This window comes from Marinoscillum furvescens DSM 4134, from assembly GCF_003386095.1.
Lineage (GTDB): Bacteria > Bacteroidota > Bacteroidia > Cytophagales > Cyclobacteriaceae > Marinoscillum > Marinoscillum furvescens.
Genome location: NZ_QREG01000009.1, coordinates 107,056 through 126,984 on the forward strand (window position 1 = coordinate 107,056; position 19,929 = coordinate 126,984).

18 protein-coding genes are annotated in these 19,929 nt (G+C 46.3%); 12 read left to right on the top strand and 6 right to left on the bottom strand.

What is annotated here, in order from left to right; all coding sequences use genetic code 11:
* Nucleotides 1-53: 53 nt before the first annotated feature.
* From C7460_RS23965 to C7460_RS11350, 3 genes are all read right to left on the bottom strand, one after another.
* A complete protein-coding gene (locus C7460_RS23965) occupies nucleotides 54-428 on the bottom strand; it encodes a hypothetical protein (RefSeq protein WP_185148298.1) in 375 nt (124 codons plus the stop codon).
* 67 nt (nucleotides 429-495) lie between these two features.
* A complete protein-coding gene (locus C7460_RS11345) occupies nucleotides 496-2,307 on the bottom strand; it encodes an ABC transporter ATP-binding protein (protein ID WP_115868221.1) in 1,812 nt (603 codons plus the stop codon).
* The gene (locus tag C7460_RS11350; protein ID WP_115868222.1) at nucleotides 2,308-3,954 is read right to left on the bottom strand and encodes a capsule assembly Wzi family protein; all 1,647 of its coding nucleotides are present in this window, start codon (nucleotides 3,952-3,954) and stop codon (nucleotides 2,308-2,310) included.
* An 86-nt stretch (nucleotides 3,955-4,040) separates the two neighbouring features.
* On the opposite strand from C7460_RS11350, the gene C7460_RS11355 reads away from it, so the two are divergent.
* The 10 genes from C7460_RS11355 (at nucleotide 4,041) to C7460_RS11400 (ending at nucleotide 12,851) form a co-directional block, all read left to right on the top strand.
* On the top strand, nucleotides 4,041-4,289 hold the full coding sequence (locus tag C7460_RS11355; RefSeq protein ID WP_115868223.1) for a type B 50S ribosomal protein L31: 249 nt from the start codon (nucleotides 4,041-4,043) through the stop codon (nucleotides 4,287-4,289).
* 143 nt (nucleotides 4,290-4,432) lie between these two features.
* A complete protein-coding gene (locus C7460_RS11360; protein WP_115868224.1) occupies nucleotides 4,433-5,623 on the top strand; it encodes a GlmU family protein in 1,191 nt (396 codons plus the stop codon).
* 9 nt (nucleotides 5,624-5,632) lie between these two features.
* A complete protein-coding gene (locus C7460_RS11365; RefSeq protein WP_115868225.1) occupies nucleotides 5,633-6,757 on the top strand; it encodes a DNA polymerase III subunit in 1,125 nt (374 codons plus the stop codon).
* A complete protein-coding gene (locus C7460_RS11370; RefSeq protein ID WP_115868226.1) occupies nucleotides 6,754-7,185 on the top strand; it encodes an ATP-dependent zinc protease family protein in 432 nt (143 codons plus the stop codon). The genes C7460_RS11365 and C7460_RS11370 overlap by 4 nt, the downstream gene beginning before the upstream one ends.
* 56 nt (nucleotides 7,186-7,241) lie before the next feature.
* Nucleotides 7,242-8,144, top strand: a complete 903-nt coding sequence (gene rimK / locus C7460_RS11375; protein ID WP_115868227.1) for a 30S ribosomal protein S6--L-glutamate ligase — start codon at nucleotides 7,242-7,244, stop codon at nucleotides 8,142-8,144.
* The gene (hemC, locus tag C7460_RS11380) at nucleotides 8,144-9,058 is read left to right on the top strand and encodes a hydroxymethylbilane synthase (protein WP_185148299.1); all 915 of its coding nucleotides are present in this window, start codon (nucleotides 8,144-8,146) and stop codon (nucleotides 9,056-9,058) included. The genes rimK and hemC overlap by 1 nt, the downstream gene beginning before the upstream one ends.
* A 36-nt stretch (nucleotides 9,059-9,094) precedes the next feature.
* Nucleotides 9,095-9,946 (top strand): peptidylprolyl isomerase, encoded by an 852-nt coding sequence (locus C7460_RS11385; RefSeq protein ID WP_115868229.1) that lies wholly within the window; start codon nucleotides 9,095-9,097, stop codon nucleotides 9,944-9,946.
* Nucleotides 9,946-10,854, top strand: a complete 909-nt coding sequence (locus C7460_RS11390) for an SDR family oxidoreductase (protein ID WP_115868230.1) — start codon at nucleotides 9,946-9,948, stop codon at nucleotides 10,852-10,854. The genes C7460_RS11385 and C7460_RS11390 overlap by 1 nt, the downstream gene beginning before the upstream one ends.
* Nucleotides 10,855-11,392: 538 nt before the next feature.
* Nucleotides 11,393-11,827 carry a DUF6265 family protein gene (locus C7460_RS11395; protein WP_115868231.1) on the top strand — a complete coding sequence of 145 codons (435 nt, stop codon included), beginning with the start codon at nucleotides 11,393-11,395 and terminating at the stop codon, nucleotides 11,825-11,827.
* Between the two features lie 73 nt (nucleotides 11,828-11,900).
* Nucleotides 11,901-12,851, top strand: a complete 951-nt coding sequence (locus C7460_RS11400) for an aldo/keto reductase (protein ID WP_115868232.1) — start codon at nucleotides 11,901-11,903, stop codon at nucleotides 12,849-12,851.
* A 6-nt stretch (nucleotides 12,852-12,857) separates the two neighbouring features.
* Here C7460_RS11400 and C7460_RS11405 read toward each other — a convergent pair whose 3' ends face one another.
* Entirely contained in the window at nucleotides 12,858-15,512 is a 2,655-nt protein-coding gene (locus tag C7460_RS11405; RefSeq protein WP_115868233.1) for an AsmA family protein, read from the bottom strand.
* Nucleotides 15,513-15,664: 152 nt separating this feature from the next.
* Here C7460_RS11405 and C7460_RS11410 point away from each other — a divergent pair, with 152 nt between their 5' ends.
* Nucleotides 15,665-17,197, top strand: coding sequence for a cryptochrome/photolyase family protein (locus C7460_RS11410; RefSeq protein WP_115868234.1), 1,533 nt, complete (start codon nucleotides 15,665-15,667; stop codon nucleotides 17,195-17,197).
* On the opposite strand, the gene C7460_RS11415 is transcribed toward C7460_RS11410, so the two are convergent.
* Both C7460_RS11415 and C7460_RS11420 read right to left on the bottom strand, forming a co-directional pair.
* Nucleotides 17,198-17,611, bottom strand: a complete 414-nt coding sequence (locus C7460_RS11415) for a hypothetical protein (RefSeq protein ID WP_115868235.1) — start codon at nucleotides 17,609-17,611, stop codon at nucleotides 17,198-17,200.
* Nucleotides 17,612-17,628: 17 nt separating this feature from the next.
* The gene (locus C7460_RS11420; protein ID WP_115868236.1) at nucleotides 17,629-19,020 is read right to left on the bottom strand and encodes an aldehyde dehydrogenase family protein; all 1,392 of its coding nucleotides are present in this window, start codon (nucleotides 19,018-19,020) and stop codon (nucleotides 17,629-17,631) included.
* Nucleotides 19,021-19,136: 116 nt separating this feature from the next.
* Between C7460_RS11420 and C7460_RS11425 the strand changes: the two genes are divergently transcribed.
* Nucleotides 19,137-19,913 carry a hypothetical protein gene (locus C7460_RS11425; RefSeq protein ID WP_115868237.1) on the top strand — a complete coding sequence of 259 codons (777 nt, stop codon included), beginning with the start codon at nucleotides 19,137-19,139 and terminating at the stop codon, nucleotides 19,911-19,913.
* The last annotated feature ends 16 nt before the right edge of the window (nucleotides 19,914-19,929 follow it).

The following is a 19,929-nucleotide window of genomic DNA, read 5'->3' on the forward strand; positions in this document are numbered from 1 at the left end:
CATAGGTTAAGAAGGATTTTTACACGTGAAAATATGGTGGCAATCGATCAGCGTTATTTATCGTCATCATCATCATCCGCTTCATCCTCTTCGTCTTCTTCATCTTCTTCATCGTCCTCATCACTAGCACCTGCCTCTGCCTGATCATACAGTTTGGCTTTGTAGTGCAGCACTTCCTCCTGGGCTTTTTTAACTTTTCGCTTGAGTGAAATGATCTGAAAGTTTTCGGCCACCAACTCCACAAGCATCAGCACAGCTAAAAAAATAAAGGTCCCCATCAAGTACAAAGGCAACTGACGTAGCGCAAAAGTCATGTCTAGTTTGGCCTTGTAAGCCTCCATATTGTTGAGTATATCAATGCTGAAGTAGAGGATCAAAAATGCCGCTATCAGGTAAATGGGGTAGAAAAAAAGTTTGAATTTTCTCATTACTAGTTGAATCTGCGTGAAAGTTAGCCAAAATCCCTAATCAACGTACGTCCCTTCATTGATGAACTTACGAAAAAGCCTGAAGTCGGGCAAGCTTATGGTACAAGCCTTTTTGCTCTAAGAGCTCTTCATGATTGCCTTGTTCTACGATTCGGCCCTTGTCCATCACCAGGATTCGATCTGCATGCTGTATGGTACTTAGCCTATGTGCGATCACCAGCGAGGTTCGGTTTTTCATCAAGTTAGAAACTGCCTCCTGCACCAATTGTTCCGACTGGGCATCGAGTGCAGAAGTAGCTTCGTCCAAAACCAAAACTTTCGGGTTTTTGAGTATTGCACGCGCTATAGTGAGGCGCTGGCGCTCACCACCGGATAGCCGCGTACCCCTGTCTCCCACAGTAGTTTGATAGCAGTTTGGCAAACTCATGATAAACTCGTGCAGATAAGCGCCGCGAGCAGCATGCTCAAGTTCTTCATCTGTGGCCGATGGGTTGGCAAACAAAATATTGGCAGCGATGGTATCATGAAATACCACAGGTTCCTGGCCTACATAAGCTATTTGCTCCAGCCACTGGTGGTTGTACAAATTCAAGGGTTCACCATCGATAAGCACCTGTCCCATTTTAGGTTGATAAAATCCACAGAGAAGATCAGCCACGGTAGATTTACCTGCACCAGACGGACCCACCAGCGCTATGGTTTCTCCTTTCTTTATACCAAAGGAAACCTCCGAAAGGACTGCTTCGCCATCAAAATCGAATGAAACCTGATCAAAAATCAGCTCATTTTCTAAGTGCAATTCTTTCTTTTCCGAACGGAACAGGATCGACCTGTGGTCCATCAATTCGAATACTCGATCCGCAGCGCTCAGTCCACGGCTAATTTGGCTCACGGCTACAGAAATAGCCTTTGCAGGATTGAGGAGTTGGCTAAAAATGATCAAAAACCCAATAAACTCCGCGGGGGCAAGTTGCCCTACCACCAGCACTTCCCTACCACCGATTACCAGCACCAGTACCAATACACTTACACCTATAACTTCAGACAATGGAGCCGCCAGATTGGACCGGGCAGCTATTTGAAAAGCCTGATCACTGTAGGCTTTCACCTGCTGCTCAAACCTCGCCTGCTGAAACGTCTCTGCCATAAAGGCTTTGATCGTGCGAATACCCATTATGGTCTCATCCAGCAGATGGCCGATCTGTCCCATAGACTCTTGCGATCTTCGAGCCCACTTCCGAATCCTCCGGGCAACGAGCGAGACGCCCACTCCTGCTACTGGAAGCAGAAGGAGGGTATACAAAGTAAGTTTTGGTGAGATGGCAATAAGCACTATCAGGTAGCCAATGATCAAAAACGGCTCCTTGATAACAGCTTTGAGGGTGCTTACCGCAGACTGCTCTATTTCCTGAATATCTGTAGTCACTCTGGCTACAAGGTCTCCTTTTCTTCTATGGGTAAAAAAACCGAGCTCCTGATACAGGATATGGCTATACGCCTCATTCCGCAAATTTTTCATTACACGAACCCTAACGCTGGCCAACACAAGCTGAGAGAAGTATCGAAAGCAATTGGCCAGAAGTACCGAAACCACGGCTATCGTACAGATCAGGTACAAGGCTGAAAGCTTTCCTCGTGCCTGAATAACCTCATGCAGATATCCGTAAAATGAGCTTTTTAAGTTTTGGATGGACCACCCCGAGGTGGATACACCCACTTCCACTTCCTGTGCCTGATCAAAAAGCACCTGAAGGAGTGGAATGAGCACAGATAAATTGACCACACTAAAGATCGTAGCTGGAATGATCAACCCCAAATACAGAGGAATGGTCCCTCCCAGAGGCCTGGCAAATGACAGTATGCGAAGGAATACACGCATCTAAAAAAGGTATGATCTTGCTGGGAAATTCCAGCGTAGGCCTAATGTCCCTATTTTGGTTATTTCCGGATCTGCTCCTTCTGCATGTTCCTTACGATAGGTAAATCCAGCCTCCACTGCGAGGTTGTGATAGATCATATAAGTGGCATTCGCACGAAACAGGTGGAGATTGGTAAGCACACCCTGACCAATGTTTACACCATAGTCTTCCAAACGCGCATTGTAGCTTTTAAGTGGGTCACGTCCAAAGCTTGCCGTACCTATATCATCTCCATAACGAGCCATGAGCAATGTCCCTGAAATTTTCAATCGATCTAGTGGTCGGTAACTCCCGCTAAGCAGCATCTCTTCGAAATTGGCTCCAAGAGGGTGGGCTAGTGCCATGTTGTAGTGGGTATACGAACCGTAGTTGTCCTCATGACTATAAGTGTAGGGCCTCACTCTATTGAACTCCACCTGCATGTCCAAATTGTCTATGCCAAATGCATCAAAATATTGGATTCCGGCTTGCAGGCCTACTTTATTGCCCCACCAGCCACTATCGCTAAACGCTTCTCCCACTATCAGCTCATCAATGAGCAGCTGCCCATAAAGGGAAATACGTTTGAACAGGTTCCACTTAAAATCCAATCCGATCAGTACATTGTCTGCACTACCATCTTGTTGTTCCAGTGCCAGATAAAAAATCAAAGGGTTCATATACTCCACTTTGAAGCTGTTGGTAGAATCACCGTAAATCACGGACTCAAACAAACTCAGCGTAAGGTTTGGAGTAGGCTTGATACTCAGTCTATGGGTGGCCAGGTATTTTTTAGGAAATGAGCCCACACCCAAGAGTCCAAAATCGCCACCATAAGTTTCTCCTACTAGCTGAGCAAAAATATTGGTGTATTGAATTTTCCAAACACGTGTATTCAGTCGTAAGTAGGGATAGTTATTCCCGACATCTGAGAGCACGAGTGAGCGTATGCCATTGCCTATGAAGTGCTTGCCATACCCAAACTGAGCACTGATGTGTTTGGTAGCATTAAAGTCAATGTAGGCTTGTGCTCGTAGAAAATCCACGCCTGTCTCCTGATACTGTTTCCAAAACCCTTCGAAGGGAATGGCAATGGTGGAGTCAGTCATGTTTCTAACGTATGTCGGATAGCGCGCCTGATTTTCATTAAGTAAGGCATAGAAGCTCACCTTATCATCAATGGTACCCCACAGTTGAAGGCCACGGTAGTTTTGGTAGATGAGCTCATCCGAGGCAGACTCCCGCCCCCCTCCAAATACCCAAATGGGATCAACATGGAGTTGGAAGTCCTCGGTATGAACAGCTAAAAAATCTGTAGGAAGCTTAAAAAAGCGATTGAACAAACCGCTATTTTTCTGAAGTGAATCCTCGAGATAATGACGGGTTTGCAAATAAATAGCCGATTTGTCAAAGGCATCAGCATTGCTAAGACTCTTCGGTGCATGCGCATAAAAATCTGCTATGTACCGTCTGGATATAGGTTTTACACCTGTAAAAAAACCCATTTCAGATTTTGCGTCCCACTCATCGAGGGTAGGATAGGCCGCAGAACCCAGCGGTATATCTGTAGACTGTGCCGCTAAGTAACTGGCCGTCAGGAAGAGGAGTAAATATTGTATCGTTCGCACAGTGTAAAAATATTAAAAAAGGGGGTTTTGATTATCGTGCAAAATGCCCTATCTTTGCAATCCTTTTTAAGAAAAGCGAAGAAATTATGCAAAAGGACATTCATCCAGAATACAAAGAAGTAGTCTTTTTAGATACAACAAGTGACTTCAAATTCATGACTAAGTCTACAATGACTAGTGATGAGACTATCAAATGGGAAGACGGTAACGAATACCCATTGATCAAAATAGAAGTTAGCTCGGCTTCTCATCCGTTCTATACTGGCAAGAAAATCTTCTTGGATACTGCTGGTCGAGTGGAGAAATTCAACAAGAAGTACAAAAAGAACAAGTAATTATAGATTTGTTTTTACAACAAGTGAGTCTCTGGCTACCAAGCCAGAGACTTTTTTTGTTTGTGCCCAATCAATAAGCCCACCTCGTTTCATTTTTTTACCACAGGTTCCTCCACTCTGTTCTGAGTCATTATTTTTGCCGCATGAACATTCTATTTGTGGAGCAAGCAAAGGCGCATCAGCAGCTTTTGCCGCTTACCTATACCCGTCCTGTTGCCGACTTGCGTGTAGGAATCCTTACAATAGCTGAGAAATGGAGCAAAGCGCTGGATCTTTCCACCTACGGATTTTTAACCCAGCCCTATCTACAGCCCGCTTTTCCTGCAGTGGAAGCAACCAATGCCACTATCTGGATAGCAGATGGTGTCCTTCCAGACACTGAGCTCACTCAGGCTATCAAAAACTTACAAGAAAACGAAACGCTTTACCTCGACGATCAGCTTCTTGCTGCTCGAGGGGCAGACAATCCTTTTGAAAGCGATAGTTACCACAAACTGACCTTCGATGGAGCGCCCCATCAGATTCAGCATACGTGGGACATCTTTCGCCTTAATGGCGCAGAAATCCGCAAAGATTATGACATGATCACTGCTGGCAGGGAAAGCCAGCCAATCACTGATCCCCATACCATCACTTATGGCAAAGACATTTTTCTGGAAGAAGGAGCCAAAGTAAGAGCAGCGGTTCTAAACGCTGAAAACGGCCCCATCTATCTCGGGAAAAACTCGGAAGTAAGTGAGGGAGCGACCATTCGCGGTGCATTTGCTTTAGGTGAAAACAGTGCAGTGGCTATGCGAGGCATCGTGCGTGGTGACACTACTTTGGGTCCCTATTGCAAAATAGGTGGCGAGGTATCCAACAGTGTACTCTGGGGATATAGCAACAAGGCTCACGACGGATTTTTAGGAAATTCTGTGATTGGCCAGTGGTGCAACCTGGGTGCTGCCACCAACAACTCCAACCTGAAAAACAACTACGATCCCGTGCGTATGTGGGACTTTGGCAGTGGCAGGTTTGCTCACACAGGTCTTCAGTTTTGTGGGCTGATCATGGGTGACCACAGCAAAACAGCTATAGGAACCCTTTTCAATACAGGTACTACAGTTGGAGTGGCTGCCAATATCTTCGGCGAAGGTTTTCCACGCACTATCATTCCGTCATTTTCCTGGGGTGGAGCATCCGGTTTTGTGACCCACCAGCCCCGCAAGGCATTCATTACTGCAGACATAGTAATGAAGCGAAGAAAAATGGAACTCACAGACACGGATAAAGCCATCCTAAACCATATCTTTGAGGCGTCTGCCCAATATCGGGTATGGGAAAAAAACACATGAGGATAAAGAATGCAGTTTGCCAACGTCCCTGGTCTTGAGTCATTAAAAAAATCGCTGGTAGCGTCGTACAAAAACAACCACATCGCTCATGCGCAGTTGTTTAACAGTGCACCTGGTGGTGGAGGCCTGCCTTTAGCGATTGCTTTTGCTACCTTTTTGCTTTGTGAAAACAAACAGGAAGAAGACTCCTGCGGACAGTGCGCAAACTGCCAAAAGCTGGAGCGTCTCGTGCATCCGGACGTACATTTTATCTATCCCAAGCCATCTGCTAGCAAGTCATCGGACTATGAAAAGCTACAAAACGAGACACTCAAAAAATGGCGGACTTTTGCAGCCGAAAAGCCCTACGCCAACCTGGATGACTGGGTGAGCTACAATGGGTATGAAAACAAAAACCTTTTTATCTCCAAAGAAGACAGCCGCAACATCATCAAGACGGTGAGCATGAAGTCTTTTGAAGGGGATTTTAAAATACTGATTATCTGGTACCCTGAGACCATGCACCCTGCAGCAGCCAATGGCATACTCAAAGTACTGGAAGAGCCCCCTACGCAGACCATCTACCTGCTGGTAAGCTATGCGTATGACAACCTGCTGGCCACCATCAAGTCACGAACACAGATTTTTAATGTGCCTCCATTTCAGGACGATACCATCAAAAGCTATCTCCTGGGCCAGGGCGCCAATGACGAGCTAGCGGATAAAGTCAGTCGAATGGCTGGTGGAAGTATGGGCCGTGCGATCTATGAAATGGATCATGCCGGCTCCATGGCATATGAGTCGTTTAGAAACTGGATGCAGGTATGCCTAAAAGGTGACTATACGGAGATGGTGAAGCAGACGGAAGCTTTTGCAAGCAGTCCCAAGCCTGCACAACGCAACCACCTTGAGTTTTCCATAGCGCTGATCCGAGATGCCATACTTTCCAAAGCCTCCGACGATGCACTCATGCGACGAGATGGTGCTGAAGGTGAATTCATTAAGAAATTTGGCGGGTTCGCCACCTTGGAAGTCTTGGAAGGGATTTACAAAAACATCAGTACCAGTTTGAACCATCTGCATCGCAATGCAAGCCCAAAAATTACCTACCTGAATCTTTCGTTGCAGTGCAGCAAACTCCTGCGCTCGTCATGAAAGTAAAAAAAACCATCGGCAGAGTAGATAAAGTGGACCTCCCCACGTTGGGAATAGAAAATGCCAATGCCAAAATAGATACAGGGGCGTATACTTCGTCTATCCACTGCAAAAAGATACAGGTGATCGAAAATGAACTTTGCTTTCAGCTCCCCGTAGATGTAGCTGGCAAAACCATTTTAAAGAAATTTTACACCAAAGAGTTTTTTAAGAAAGGAATACGAAGCTCCAATGGAGTCTTGCAAGACCGGTACATCATCAAAACGAAAATCGTCTTGTTTGGCAAAAGCTATCTGACTGAGTTTTCGCTCACGGACAGGAGCCAAATGAAAAACCCGATTCTTTTGGGCCGAAAACTGCTCAAAGACCGCTTTCTGGTAGACGTCTCTCAGAAAAACCTTTCCTATGAGCAGAAGCAGCTCTCTTGATATATTGACAAAGAAACTGCAAGAAAAACACACCTGACACCCAAAATCACAAGCACATGAAACTTGCCATCCTTTCTCGCAAAGAAACCCTCTACTCCACGCGTCGGCTCAAAGAAGCTGCCGAGGCCCGTGGACATGAAGCTGTGGTAATCGATCACCTGAAGTGTGACATCATGATCGAGCAAAATGCCCTGGCCATGTATCATATGGGAGAAAAACTGGAAGGGTTTGATGCTGTGGTACCCCGTATCGGTGCGTCGGTGACCTTTTACGGCACTGCCGTATTGCGTCAGTTTGAGATGATGGATGTATTCAGTGCTAATAGCTCCATAGCTATCACCCGGTCGCGTGACAAGCTGCGCAGCCTGCAGATGTTGGCTGCTTCGGGTCTGGGCATGCCCAAAACCGCTTTTACTAACTACTCTAAAGAGGAAAAGCAGATCATCCAAAACATGGGCGGTGCTCCGCTAATCATCAAGCTACTGGAAGGCACTCAAGGCCTGGGGGTAGTCCTGGCGGAAACGATAAAAGCTGCCAAATCGGTGATTGAGGCATTTCATGGGCTTAAGGCCCGGATCATTGTGCAGGAGTTTATCAAAGAAGCTAAAGCATCTGATATCCGAGCCTTTGTAGTAAATGGTGAAGTAGTGGGCGCTATGAAGCGTACTGGCAAAGAGGGTGAGTTTCGATCCAACCTCCACCGGGGTGGCACTGCAGAGCTCATCAAACTAAAACGCTCAGAAAAAGCGGCAGCAGTGAAAGCTGCAGACGCCATGGGTCTAAAAATCGCAGGTGTGGACATGCTGCAGTCAGATCGTGGGCCACTAATACTGGAGGTAAACAGCTCTCCGGGGCTGGAAGGAATAGAACAAGCTACGGGCAATGACATAGCCGGAAAGATCATAGAGTACGTGGAGCAGAACTATCTAAATAAACGAGGAAGAAAGAAAAACGCATAATGGAAGCCATCAAAATAGGTACAAGAAAAAGTAAGCTCGCCCTGTGGCAGGCAGAGCATGTTGCCACACAGCTCAACAACGCCGGACTCAATACGGAGCTAGTTCTCCAGGAAACCAAAGGCGACAAGGTGCTTGACGTGTCCATTGCCAAAATTGGTAGCAAAGGGGTCTTCACCGAGGAGCTGGAAGAGCAGCTGGCCACTGGAGTGGTGGATATAGCAGTGCATAGCGCCAAAGACATGCAATCCCGACTGCCAGAGGGCTTTGAAATCATTGCTTTCTCGGAGCGCGAAAAAATCAATGATGTCATCGTCGGCGACCAAGAAATAGATCTGCAAAACCCGAATCTAGTTTTAGGTACTTCATCTACGCGCCGCGTAGCACTTTTCAGGCATTTTTATCCCCACATCAAAACCGTGGACGTGCGAGGTAATCTACAAACCCGTATTCAAAAAATGCGCGACGGACTCTGTGATGGTCTGGTACTGGCATATGCAGGTGTACACCGCATGGGCTACGACGATATGATTGGTCATACACTCAGTGATGAAGAATTTATCCCGGCCGTCGGCCAGGGTAGTGTAGCCATAGAAGCACATAGTAATCTGGACGCAGAGAAACGAGCTGCCATTCGTCAGGCGCTCAATGATCCAAATACCGAAAAAAGGCTCCTAGCGGAGCGCGCTTACTTAGCAAAACTAGAAGGTGGATGTAGCATTCCTGTCTTTGCCCTGGCCCAGCTGCAAGGAAACGACATTCGGCTACAAGGCGGTATCGTGAGCCTGGACGGTGGCCAGCGCCTGGTAAAAACCATCACTACACCCAACCCGGCAGCTGCAGGCGAGCAACTTGCCGATGAGATTTTAGCTGCAGGAGGGGATAAAATATTAGCTGAGATTCGAAAACAACTCTGACACTCTATATTTGAAAACCGAACTAACACATTCATTATGAACAAAACACTCATTATTGGTGCGCTGATATGCCTTTTTGCGCTAAGCGCCTGTGATAAAAACAAAGACTACCTAATCACCATCCATACAGAATATGGAGACATGAAGGCCATACTGTATGATGAAACGCCTCTTCACAAGAAAAACTTCATCGAGCTGGCAAAATCCGGCCGGTATGACAGCACTACCTGGCACCGTGTGATCGAAGGGTTTATGATCCAGGGCGGAGATGTATACGCAAAAGAAGGTGGTCAGGAACCCGAGGGCAGTCGCATCCCTGCAGAAATCGTAGATGGCTTTTACCATGTGAAAGGTGCGTTGGCTGCAGCCCGGCAGGGAGATCAGGTAAACCCTAAAAAGCTGTCTTCGAGCTGTCAGTTTTACATCGTGGATGGGAAAGCATTTAGCAAAGCTGAAATGACCACTGACCAAATGAAACTCAACCAATCGATCAGCCAAATGCTGCAAAAAGAGGAATATGACAGCCTTCGTCAGCTTTTTGTGGAGCTGCAGCAAAAGCGTGATTTTGAAGGCATGAACCAGCTGGCTCTGGAAAGCAAGGAATACGTGGAACAAGAACTAGGCATTAGCCTGGACCGCACAGATGTAGATCAGGAAAAATTAGACGTCTATGCAGACAAAGAAGGAGCTCCACACCTGGATGGCGAGTACACTGTATTTGGCCGGGTGGTAGAAGGTCTGGATGTGATCGACAAAATAGCTGCAGTAGAAAAAGGACGTGCAGATAAGCCTGTGACGCCTACTTACCTCACTATGGAGGTGGAAATGGTCCCCAAAAAAGAAATCACAAAAAAATACGGATACGAGTACCCAAAAGCTGAGAAATAATGAGAGTGCTCATCACCGGAGCCAATGGTCTGCTGGGTCAAAAATTGATCCACCTACTCAGTGATGATCCTGACATAAAAGTAATAGCCACTGGCAGAGGTCCTCAGCGGATCCCTGCCAGTGGCTTTTTTTATGTTTCTGCAGACCTTACAGACCCTGAGTCTGTGCAAAGCCTCCTCCGAGAAACAAAGCCAGACCGCATCATTCACTGTGCGGCCATGACTCAGGTGGACGACTGTGAGCAAAGCCCAGAAGCTTGCGAAAGCGCCAATGTGACTGCCACAGAGCACCTTCTAAAAGCTACCGAAGCCTTTAGTAGTCACTTCACGTTCGTATCCACTGATTTTGTTTTTGATGGTGAAAATGGACCCTATAAAGAATCTGACCAGCCAAACCCTGTTAGTGTCTATGGAGCTAGTAAGCTGAAGGCTGAGCAGCTCGTGCAAGCCTCTTCTTTGAAAACAGCCATTGTGCGCACAGTTCTGGTTTATGGCCTGGCTCATGACCTCAGCAGATCCAATCTGGTGCTGTGGGTCAAAAACAGTCTGGAAGCCGGTAAAGCCATCCGTGTGGTAAACGATCAGTGGCGCACCCCCACTCTTGCCGAAGACCTGGCTTTAGGTTGTTGGCTGGTAGCTGAAAAAAAGGCAGAAGGTCTTTTTCATATCTCTGGAGAAGGTCTCCAAACCCCTTATGAAATGGCACTCAAAGTTGCCGATGCGTTTGATTTGGATGCTTCATTGATTTCGGCAGTGGATGCCAGTACTTTCACTCAGCCCGGAAAGCGCCCACCCAAGACCGGCTTTCTTATCGATAAAGCAAAGCAGCAATTGGGGTTTCAGCCGACTCCTTTTGAAGAAGGATTACAGATCGTTTCACTTCAGCTAGCACAAAATCAACGAAAATAACCTATCTTCTTTGTCTGATATACTAAACTAAGGTCATCCAAATTAAAGAGAATTGAGAGTTTGGACGGGCATTATTCATTTTAGGGATTATGTGGTTCATGGCGGATAAGAAATAAAAACTGCCTGCCTGGCCGGCATAGGCAGGTTTGAGTCGATGAAGCATCCGCTCACAATTCTTTATCAGAGAGGAATACGATTAGTGTCGAATGCAACTTAAGTTTCATTCCGCTTGCTTCATTGAAGAGTTTTTTTATTTCCCGCCCTGAGACACATAATCACGTTATGAAATGAATACGGTCCCGGGGCGCGTAGCCTAGATTTTTGTCCACCGTGGACTCGGCTACTTTTCATCAATGGAAAAGTAGGATAGTTAATCAGCTTGTAGATATCAAATTAACTGGAAAAAGTTGTGTATCGGAGAGCGACTCAAAACCCTTGAACTAATACAGGAACGAAGGTTTAAATAGTAAGACTGAATAACCTATCTTCTTTGTCCAGTTTATGGCTGTGCGATCGTCTTTAATTAAACTTTCTGGACATGAAAAAATTAATGATAGCTGGATTGCTGTTGATAAGTATCTCGTCAATGGCGCAGGATTTTTCCTGGCTTACGGGCAGGTGGGTTGGTCCTGGTTTTGGAGGTGTTTTCGAGGAAGTATGGTCAGAGCCTGATGTCAATGGCCACCTGATGGGCATGTTTCGCTATGCAGACTCGGCAGGTGCGGTACAGTTTTATGAGTTTTGGGTACTAGACGAAACGGGGCTGAAACTAAGACACTTCAATCCGGATTTTACCGCATGGGAAACCAAAGATGAGTTTATCGACTTTAGCATGATAAAATCTACGCAAGGACTCCTCGAGCTGAAAGGCCTGATCTATGAATTGATCGGAGAAGACCAACTCAAAATAAGTCTGGACCTAAAACACGGTGACACAGTGCGCACAGAGGTTTTTATTTTGAAAAGGCAATAAGCATCGTACATTTTGACGGTATCGCTACCTTAGCCAGCGTGATTTTTCTAATTTTATCACAAAAGCCATAGATGTGAAGCAGCTCAAGTTTAGCAATGGAGATCAAATGCCCATGATAGGGCTAGGCACGGCCGGAATTTCGGCAGAAGAAAGCTATGATGCGGTACGTCATGCCATCAAGGCCGGCTATCGCCACATTGACTGTGCGCCCATCTACAAAAACGAAGCAGAGGTAGGCCAGGCAATTAATGATGCTATAGCTGACGGTGAAGTAACCCGTGAAGAACTGTGGATTACCTCCAAGCTATGGAACTCGTGCCATAGATACAATGACGTGGAGCCTGCATGTGAAGCCAGCCTGGAGGCCATGGACCTTGATTACTTTGACTTGTACCTGATCCACTGGCCAATAGCTACAGAGAGAGGAGTGGACTGGCCAGAAAAAGAAGAAGATTACCTTTCGCCCTTTGAGGCACCTATCGAAGATACATGGACTGGCATGGAAGACTGCCTGGATGCAGGCTTGACTAAGCACATCGGGGTGAGCAATTTCAATATAGAAATGCTCAAAATCATCCTGGAAGATGGTATGGAACCACCGGAAATGAATCAGTGTGAACTTCATCCCTACCTACCGCAGCAAACGCTTTATGACTTTTGCCGATCCAATAAAATACACATGACCGCCTATGCCCCGCTGGGATCTCCTGGTCGTGCTCCAGAACACCGAACTCCTAATGAGCCGGACTTACTAGCAGAACCAGCCATAGACGAGATCGCGAAGAAACACGGATGTACGCCGGCTCAGGCACTCATCGCTTACTCACTTACCCGAAAAAATGCTGTGATTCCTCGCTCTGCAAATCCAGAAAGGCAAAAAGAGAACCTGGCTGCAGCAGATTTTAAACTAGACCGGGAGGACCTCCGCAGCCTTATTATTTTATCCAAACATCGCTATTTTAAAGGTGAAGAATATACGGTGCACGGGTCACCGTATAAACTCACAGATATTTGGGAATACTGACGGCCATCAGCCGTCATCCTTTTTCTTTCGGTTGAAGAGGTCTTTTACGGCATCTTTGGCCTTGTCTTTCACTTCCTCTTTCTTTTCTTCCAACTCTTGCTTGGCCTCTTCTTTCTTTTCATCTACTTTTTGTTGCACCTCTTCTTTCACTTCTTCTTTTTTAGCATCCAGCTCCTCTTTCAGTTCTTCTTTCTTTTGATCTACCTGCTGCTTCACCTCTTCCTTCACCGCTGCTTTTACGGTAGTTTGTCCACCATCAGCTCCGGGTTTTGCACTCAGCAGTTTCACCGAAGGATCATCGTAGGTACCTCCTATGCCGAGGTTTAGCGTGATGTCTTTGCCAATCGCATTATCTATGCCCGCAAATGACGATATCGCACTATTTAGTGCTTGCCCTACATCTCCAGAAGGTACATCCATACTCATGGCATAGTCCAGGCTGCCGTCTACTCCACTGCTACCGCTCACCGTGGCTGTACGTCCACCGATAGTAAAATCAAATGGTGCTACATGAATGCGACCATCTTTGACCTCAATGCTCATCAGCACATCGCGCAGTGAAACCTCCCCGTCACTTTGGTTGAGCTTACTCACATTAGAAATGGCAGAGAGCAATTTCACATTTTCCAGCGATGCATTGGCTATCTCCAGCAATCCTGCACCCTGCATGTCTTCATATACTGGCATCATATCTGCTCCAAGTGAGCCGCCTATCTGCAAGTCTGTCGAAAACTTACCATTCATTTTTTTAGCAACGGGCACCAGTTTTTGCACCGATACAAACGACTGAAATGCCGAAGGAATGGATAGCTCTTTGATTTCAAAATCAAAATTATAGAGTGGCTTGGCCAAAGTAGGCGCAGACTCATAGGCGCCGTTCATCACGAAGGCTCCATCGAGTAGGTTGAAGCCCACCTCATTGAGCTTCAAAGCCCCATCACGGATCACCACTTCCCCATCGAAGTTTTTGAGGTCGAGGTTGTCATATTTGATGACAGCTATATTGGAAGTAAGCACAAAGTCCACATCCGTAGGGATGCGCACCACTTCCAGTCCAGAAGTATCCACTTCTTCTTCCACTGGCTCTTCGGTATCGGTCATCCACTCGTTGAGGTCTACCAGGTCAGAGCTAAAATTGAGTCTTCCGTAGAGCGTGGTGCTATCTCCCAGCGCATATTGCAGGTAATTGGTGATTTGGCCATCCATCTGTAGGTCAGTCTTACCAGCATTGCCTTTAAACTTGTCGAGCGTAATGGCTTCTGGATCGAAAGAGAGCCTGGTATCGGCTATGCCAAATCCCTGAGGCAGGTCAGGGCTTTGGTAGTAAAAATCTGATATGGATACGCTACCCTCTGTAGGCAGCTTTTCATATTGCTCCGCTTCCAGATCAGACATGCGTCCTTTGGTCGTCAAAGACCCATTGACCAGGCCCCTGAGTTCGGTATCTTCCAGTTTTACCACTTTGGTCAGCTTTTCCAGGTCCAGGTTTCCATTCAGACGAAAATCCCAATAGTAATCTTCCAGGTTTTCGAAATAAAGGTAAGATGTCACCTCTTCGCCATCCAGTGTCAAGTGAAACTTATCCATCTCCAGAGATGTCTCAGCCAGATCTGCCGACGGGTAATCTAATTTTGCATGAATCTGAATATCTTCCATAGGGATCGGGTACTCTGCATAATTCACTTTTCCATCTGCTATCCCAAACTCGGCAAAGATTTGAGGCATGGACTCCTCGTTGTAAGTCCCCGATACTGATCCGGCAAACGACACGGCACCAGCCGCAGTAACACCATCCATGTATTCCTGATATACGCCGGGCACCAGAGACAGCACACTCTTCAGGTTGATATCCTCTCCTTTAAACTGGATATCCATATTGATATCCTCAGAAGGCATACTTAGAAAGCCTTCAAACAAAAAGCCAAAGTCATTTAAAGCCAGATGGTTTTCTTTGAAGGTGAATTTCATGTTGGCAAAATCCATCGCCATGATGAGATCAGCCGAAAGCCTTTTGTTGGTAATGTACTCTATGCCATCATAGCCGATGGTTAGCTGATCTACGGTGGTATTTGTAGACATATCAAACACATCCTGAGCAAAATCTCCTGATCCGGAATGTGTCAGGCCATCTATAGTAGCCAACATGGGCAGTGATCGATCGTCGTATACCACCCGGCCATTGTTGATCTCCCAGCCTTGAATCTGTATGTTTACGGCAGAGCCTCCTGATTCTTCAGCTTGATCTTCTGCTTCGCCGGTGGATTTGGCTATGTCATAGTTGGCAGTGCCATCGGCTAGCACAATGACATGAATCCTGGGCTCTTCCAGGCCTACATTTACGATCTTGATCTGATCGCCTCGTATCACAGACATGATGTCCAGCGTAAGACCAAACTCACCGATAGAAGCCAGCGTGTCTTGCTCAAAAGGGGCATTGCCCACCACACCGAAATTGCTGACATTGACCGACAGGTTCGGAAAACTTCTGAATAGCGACAAGCTAAAATCATCAGGGCTGTAGTAAACCTGAGCATTTAGATTTTTGTCCAGCTCTTTGTCTATGGCTGCACGGATGTCGTCTTTGAAAATGATTGGCAGCACAGCTGCGGCTACTATGAGAATAGCAAAAAATCCAAGGATGATTAAAAGTACCTTTTTCATACCAGTTTGTAGTTTTTAAGCGGATAGTGTGTATCAGCCCAGCCTGATGCCTTTTATACTGATACCCTCCCGATTCGGGGTTTTAGTTACCAAATTACCAATTAAACCAATAGCTGCGACATCTGTTATGATATTTAACTCAAGCTTCATTTATGCACACACTCCGCCTCCTCCTCGGTGACCAGCTCAATGCGCAACATTCCTGGTTTGATCAGACAAACGACGACACATACTACGTCATGATGGAAATGCGTCAAGAGACGGATTATGTAAGGCATCATGTACAAAAAGTGGTTGGCTTTTTCGCGGCTATGCGAGCATTTGCCAAAGAACTCGAAAAGCAGGGCCACCGGGTGATCTACTTGAAGCTGAATGCTAAAAACAACCTGCAGGACCTTACCAAAAATCTTTCTCAGCTTATAAAAGAACATAACATCGAAAGATTCGAATACCTCCTACCGGACGAGTACCGTCTGGATGAGCAGTTGAATGAGTACTGTCAAACACTGGACATCCCATGGAAAGCTTATGACACGGAGCATTTTTATACCACCAGAGACGAACTTACCGATTTTTTTAAAGGGAAGAAGACCTATTTGATGGAGTCGTTTTACCGGCACATGCGTAAAAAGCATGACGTGCTGATGGATGGAAAGGAGCCGGTGACTGGTCAGTGGAACTATGATAAGGAAAACAGAAAAACATTTCCGAAGCAGTTTAAGCTACCAGACCGAAGTAGTCGAACGCATGATTTGAGCAGCCTGGTGCAAATGCTGGAAGCTGAAGGTGTAGAAACAATGGGGAAAATCGATGCGGAAAATTACCGCTGGCCCATCACCCGGCGTGAGGCACTTGCAGATCTTCAAATCTTTTGTGAGCGGTTCCTCACTCAATTTGGAGACTATCAGGATGCTATGCATACAGAAGTAGTCTTCGGCTATCATTCGCTGATTTCTTTCGCACTCAACATCAAGTTGATCAGTCCAAAAGAAGTGATAGACCGTGTGATCGATACCTGGCAGGAGGGTAAGGAAGCGGTTCCCTTTGCAGCTGTGGAGGGCTTTGTTCGCCAGATCATCGGCTGGCGCGAGTTTATGCGTGGAATCTATTGGGCCAAAATGCCCGACTATGCCAAGCTCAATTATTTTGGCCACAGCCGAAAACTACCCCAGTGGTACTGGACAGGGGATACGAAGATGAGCTGCCTGCGGCACGCAATAAAGCAATCACTGGACTATGCCTATGCACACCACATCCAGCGATTGATGATCACTGGTAATTTTGCTTTACTCACGCAAGTGGACCCCACAGCGGTAGACGCATGGTATCTGGGCATCTATATAGACGCTATCGAATGGGTAGAAATCACCAATACCCGAGGCATGAGCCAGTTTGCCGACGGAGGCATCGTCGGTTCCAAGCCTTATGTTTCCAGCGCCAACTACATTCATAAAATGAGCAACTACTGTAGCAGTTGCCATTACAAAGCCACGCAAAAAACGGGTGATAAGGCCTGCCCTTTCAACAGTCTCTACTGGAATTTTTATGATCAGCACCGGAAAAAGCTCGAGAAAAACCCACGCATCGGCATGATGTACCGTACGTGGGATCGAATGGATGCCAAAACTAAAACAGCTCTGCTCCAGCAAGCTGACAAATACTTACAGGAAATCGACGAACTGTAATTAGCTTTTTTTCTCCAGTGTGAGAAAGATGTCCTCCATGAGCTGAAGGTGGATGCGTTCGTCTGATTGCTCTTTGATTTGGTAAATCATACCTGGTGTGTCCTCGTCGTTGATGAGGATGAGCGAGTCATTGGCTACTTTCCACCGCAGTGAATGATCCAGCGTGTCTTTTGAAAAAACACAGCCTTCAAAGCCATACGCTTTGATGTTCACTTGCTCAGCATCGAAAGTAACTACGCCAGGCATGGTGAAATCGGTCAGTCCTTCCACACCTTCGAACGAAGCTGGGTCGGTGGTCCATGTAGCCTGCCACTCGCCTACCCATCCTTCGGGTTGGTCTGCGGCCTTTTCAGAGCCGCCAGAGCAGGCAGAAAATACAATTGCTAGAATGATGATTAGGTTCTTGGTTTTCATAATTAGCTAAAATAACGCTAAAAATATTTTAAGAGTATGTCAATCAATTTGATTTTGAAAGAATTGTACGGAGGATACACCAATCGCGCAATGGTATAGCCCCTGCGCTGGCGCAAAACCGACTTTTCGTGGCTAAATGCCCGAAACCCCGCCTCTCCATGCGCTTTGCCTAAACCACTGTTGTTTACACCACCCACCTGTAGGTGCGGATGCCCAAAGTGCAACACAGCATCATTGATCACAGCCGTGCCAGAGCTCGTTTCAGTGAGTACCCGCCTTTGGTTAGCCTTGGAGGTGGTAAATAAATACAGCGCCAGTGGTTTGGGTCGGTGGTTGAGGTACTGGATGACCTCCTCCAGGTCCTCATAAACCAGGACAGGTAAGATGGGACCAAAAATTTCTTCTTGCATCAATCGCATGTCATCAGTCACCTCCAGTACTAGCTTCGGACTCATCCTACCAACTAACTCCAGGGGTTCGAAGGTTTTTGCTCCCTTTTGCTCTGCGTCCGATAGCAGATCCTTCAGGCGCTGCTCATGCTTATCATTAATAATATGCGTGTAGTCACAAACATCATCATAACGATGGATGAGTTCATTTTCAAGGCACTCCAGAAACTGCTCCTTCTTTTTTACATGGACAAAAAGATAATCGGGTGCTACACAAGTCTGACCAGCGTTGGTCCATTTAGCCCAGCATACTTTGCGTGCAGCATCGTGCACGTCCGCGGTTTCGTCTACGATTGTAGGGCTTTTGCCCCCGAGCTCTAGCGTAACCGCCGTAAGGTTTTTGGCGGCAGCAGTCATCACAATCTTGCCTACGGTAGGGCTTCCAGTAAAAAAGATATGATCAAAGGGCAACTCCAAAAGCTGAGTGGTAGTGGTTACCTCTCCTTCGATGACGCATATTTCGTCAGGATCAAATAACTCTGACACCATACGGCTGATGATCGCTGAAGTAGCGGCAGACATTTCTGATGGTTTTACCACCGCCGTATCACCAGCGGCTACCGCAGACACCAATGGGCCCAACGTAAGCAAGAGTGGGTAGTTCCAGGGCGCGATAATCAGCGTAGATCCCATCGGCTCAGCTTGAACATAGGAGTAGGTACCCAAAAATGTCAAGCCACTTTCTACCGGCTTAGGTGCTGCCCATCGCTTCACGCGATGAATTGCATGACGCAACTCGGCGAGCAGAGGATAAATTTCCGTAACATCCAGCTCTGCCGCAGGCTTATGCAAATCTTCAAAAACAGCCTGATGCAGCAAACTCCGATTCTGATACACCCAGCGGCGCATAGCCTTAAGCTTCTTTTTACGGCCCTCGATTGGTTCCGATTTTAGCTTGCGAGCTGTTGCTTTATGTCTGCTAAGCAGGTCTAAATATGGATTGGTGGGTTTTTGGGTCATGTTACTAAATTTAATAATTTGTTAACATTGAAACTTTTTAGTTAACTTTAGAGTAATATTAAGGAAAAACACACCTAACAAACCTCTACAAGTGCAACTCATACACCCCAGTTTAGATGAGAAAATTATCCTGCATATGGCTGTGTCTCCTACTGACGCTCAATTCAAGTTTTGGTCAACCTGATCAAGTTACACCTTTAACTTCCGATCAGAAAGATCAAGCCACGAATACATTCGACGCTGCTCAAGCCCTAAAATGGCTTCTTGCTGCAGACGAAGAACTTACTCCTATTAAATATAACGAGTATACAGCTGAATTTGAGGAGCTGACCAAAAGACTAAACCAGTATAAGCAGGACAAGTCTTCTTCCAGATTGCTAGAAAAGGCTTTTTACCTCACTCACAGAAAAAAACTGAAGTCTTATACCAACTATGTAAGTATGCGTGAGCTTTTTGAGCATGGAAAGTATGATTGCCTTACAGGCACCGCACTTTTTGCTACGCTATTGGCCAAGCTGGAGGTGGATTATACCATTCACGAGTTTGATTTTCATATACTCCTGATAGCTCACACCACTTCTGGAGATGTATTGCTTGAGGCCACCGATCCTCTTAATGGCTTTGTAACTCAAGAAAAAGAAATAAAGAAAAGGTTAGCGGTATATAGGGAAGAACAAGCCCTTTCTGGTGAAACCCCGGTTGCTAATCAGATAGGTTTAAAAGAAATCACCGGCCTGCAATACTTTAATCTGGCTGCACGGTCTTTTAATGAAGGTGACGTGCTGCGCGCCAATGAGCTCATAGCCAAAGCGGCTGTGCTGTATCCAAGCGAGCGTATCAAAAACATGCAGCAAATCTTCAGAAACCAGGTACTACTTGCGAGCAGCAAGTAGTACCCCATTTTCCAAA

Excerpts from the sequence above, each read along its gene's own strand:
- C7460_RS11410 (WP_115868234.1), top strand. The coding sequence starts at position 15,665 with ATGCACACACTCCGCCTCCTCCTCGGTGACCAGCTCAATGCGCAACAT.
- C7460_RS11425 (WP_115868237.1), top strand. The coding sequence starts at position 19,137 with ATGAGAAAATTATCCTGCATATGGCTGTGTCTCCTACTGACGCTCAAT.
- C7460_RS11360 (WP_115868224.1), top strand. The coding sequence starts at position 4,433 with ATGAACATTCTATTTGTGGAGCAAGCAAAGGCGCATCAGCAGCTTTTG.
- C7460_RS23965 (WP_185148298.1), bottom strand. The coding sequence starts at position 428 with ATGAGAAAATTCAAACTTTTTTTCTACCCCATTTACCTGATAGCGGCA.
- C7460_RS11370 (WP_115868226.1), top strand. The coding sequence starts at position 6,754 with ATGAAAGTAAAAAAAACCATCGGCAGAGTAGATAAAGTGGACCTCCCC.
- C7460_RS11420 (WP_115868236.1), bottom strand. The coding sequence starts at position 19,020 with ATGACCCAAAAACCCACCAATCCATATTTAGACCTGCTTAGCAGACAT.
- C7460_RS11415 (WP_115868235.1), bottom strand. The coding sequence starts at position 17,611 with ATGAAAACCAAGAACCTAATCATCATTCTAGCAATTGTATTTTCTGCC.
- rimK (WP_115868227.1), top strand. The coding sequence starts at position 7,242 with ATGAAACTTGCCATCCTTTCTCGCAAAGAAACCCTCTACTCCACGCGT.
- C7460_RS11355 (WP_115868223.1), top strand. The coding sequence starts at position 4,041 with ATGCAAAAGGACATTCATCCAGAATACAAAGAAGTAGTCTTTTTAGAT.
- C7460_RS11390 (WP_115868230.1), top strand. The coding sequence starts at position 9,946 with ATGAGAGTGCTCATCACCGGAGCCAATGGTCTGCTGGGTCAAAAATTG.
- C7460_RS11385 (WP_115868229.1), top strand. The coding sequence starts at position 9,095 with ATGAACAAAACACTCATTATTGGTGCGCTGATATGCCTTTTTGCGCTA.
- hemC (WP_185148299.1), top strand. The coding sequence starts at position 8,144 with ATGGAAGCCATCAAAATAGGTACAAGAAAAAGTAAGCTCGCCCTGTGG.
- C7460_RS11395 (WP_115868231.1), top strand. The coding sequence starts at position 11,393 with ATGAAAAAATTAATGATAGCTGGATTGCTGTTGATAAGTATCTCGTCA.
- C7460_RS11405 (WP_115868233.1), bottom strand. The coding sequence starts at position 15,512 with ATGAAAAAGGTACTTTTAATCATCCTTGGATTTTTTGCTATTCTCATA.
- C7460_RS11345 (WP_115868221.1), bottom strand. The coding sequence starts at position 2,307 with ATGCGTGTATTCCTTCGCATACTGTCATTTGCCAGGCCTCTGGGAGGG.
- C7460_RS11365 (WP_115868225.1), top strand. The coding sequence starts at position 5,633 with ATGCAGTTTGCCAACGTCCCTGGTCTTGAGTCATTAAAAAAATCGCTG.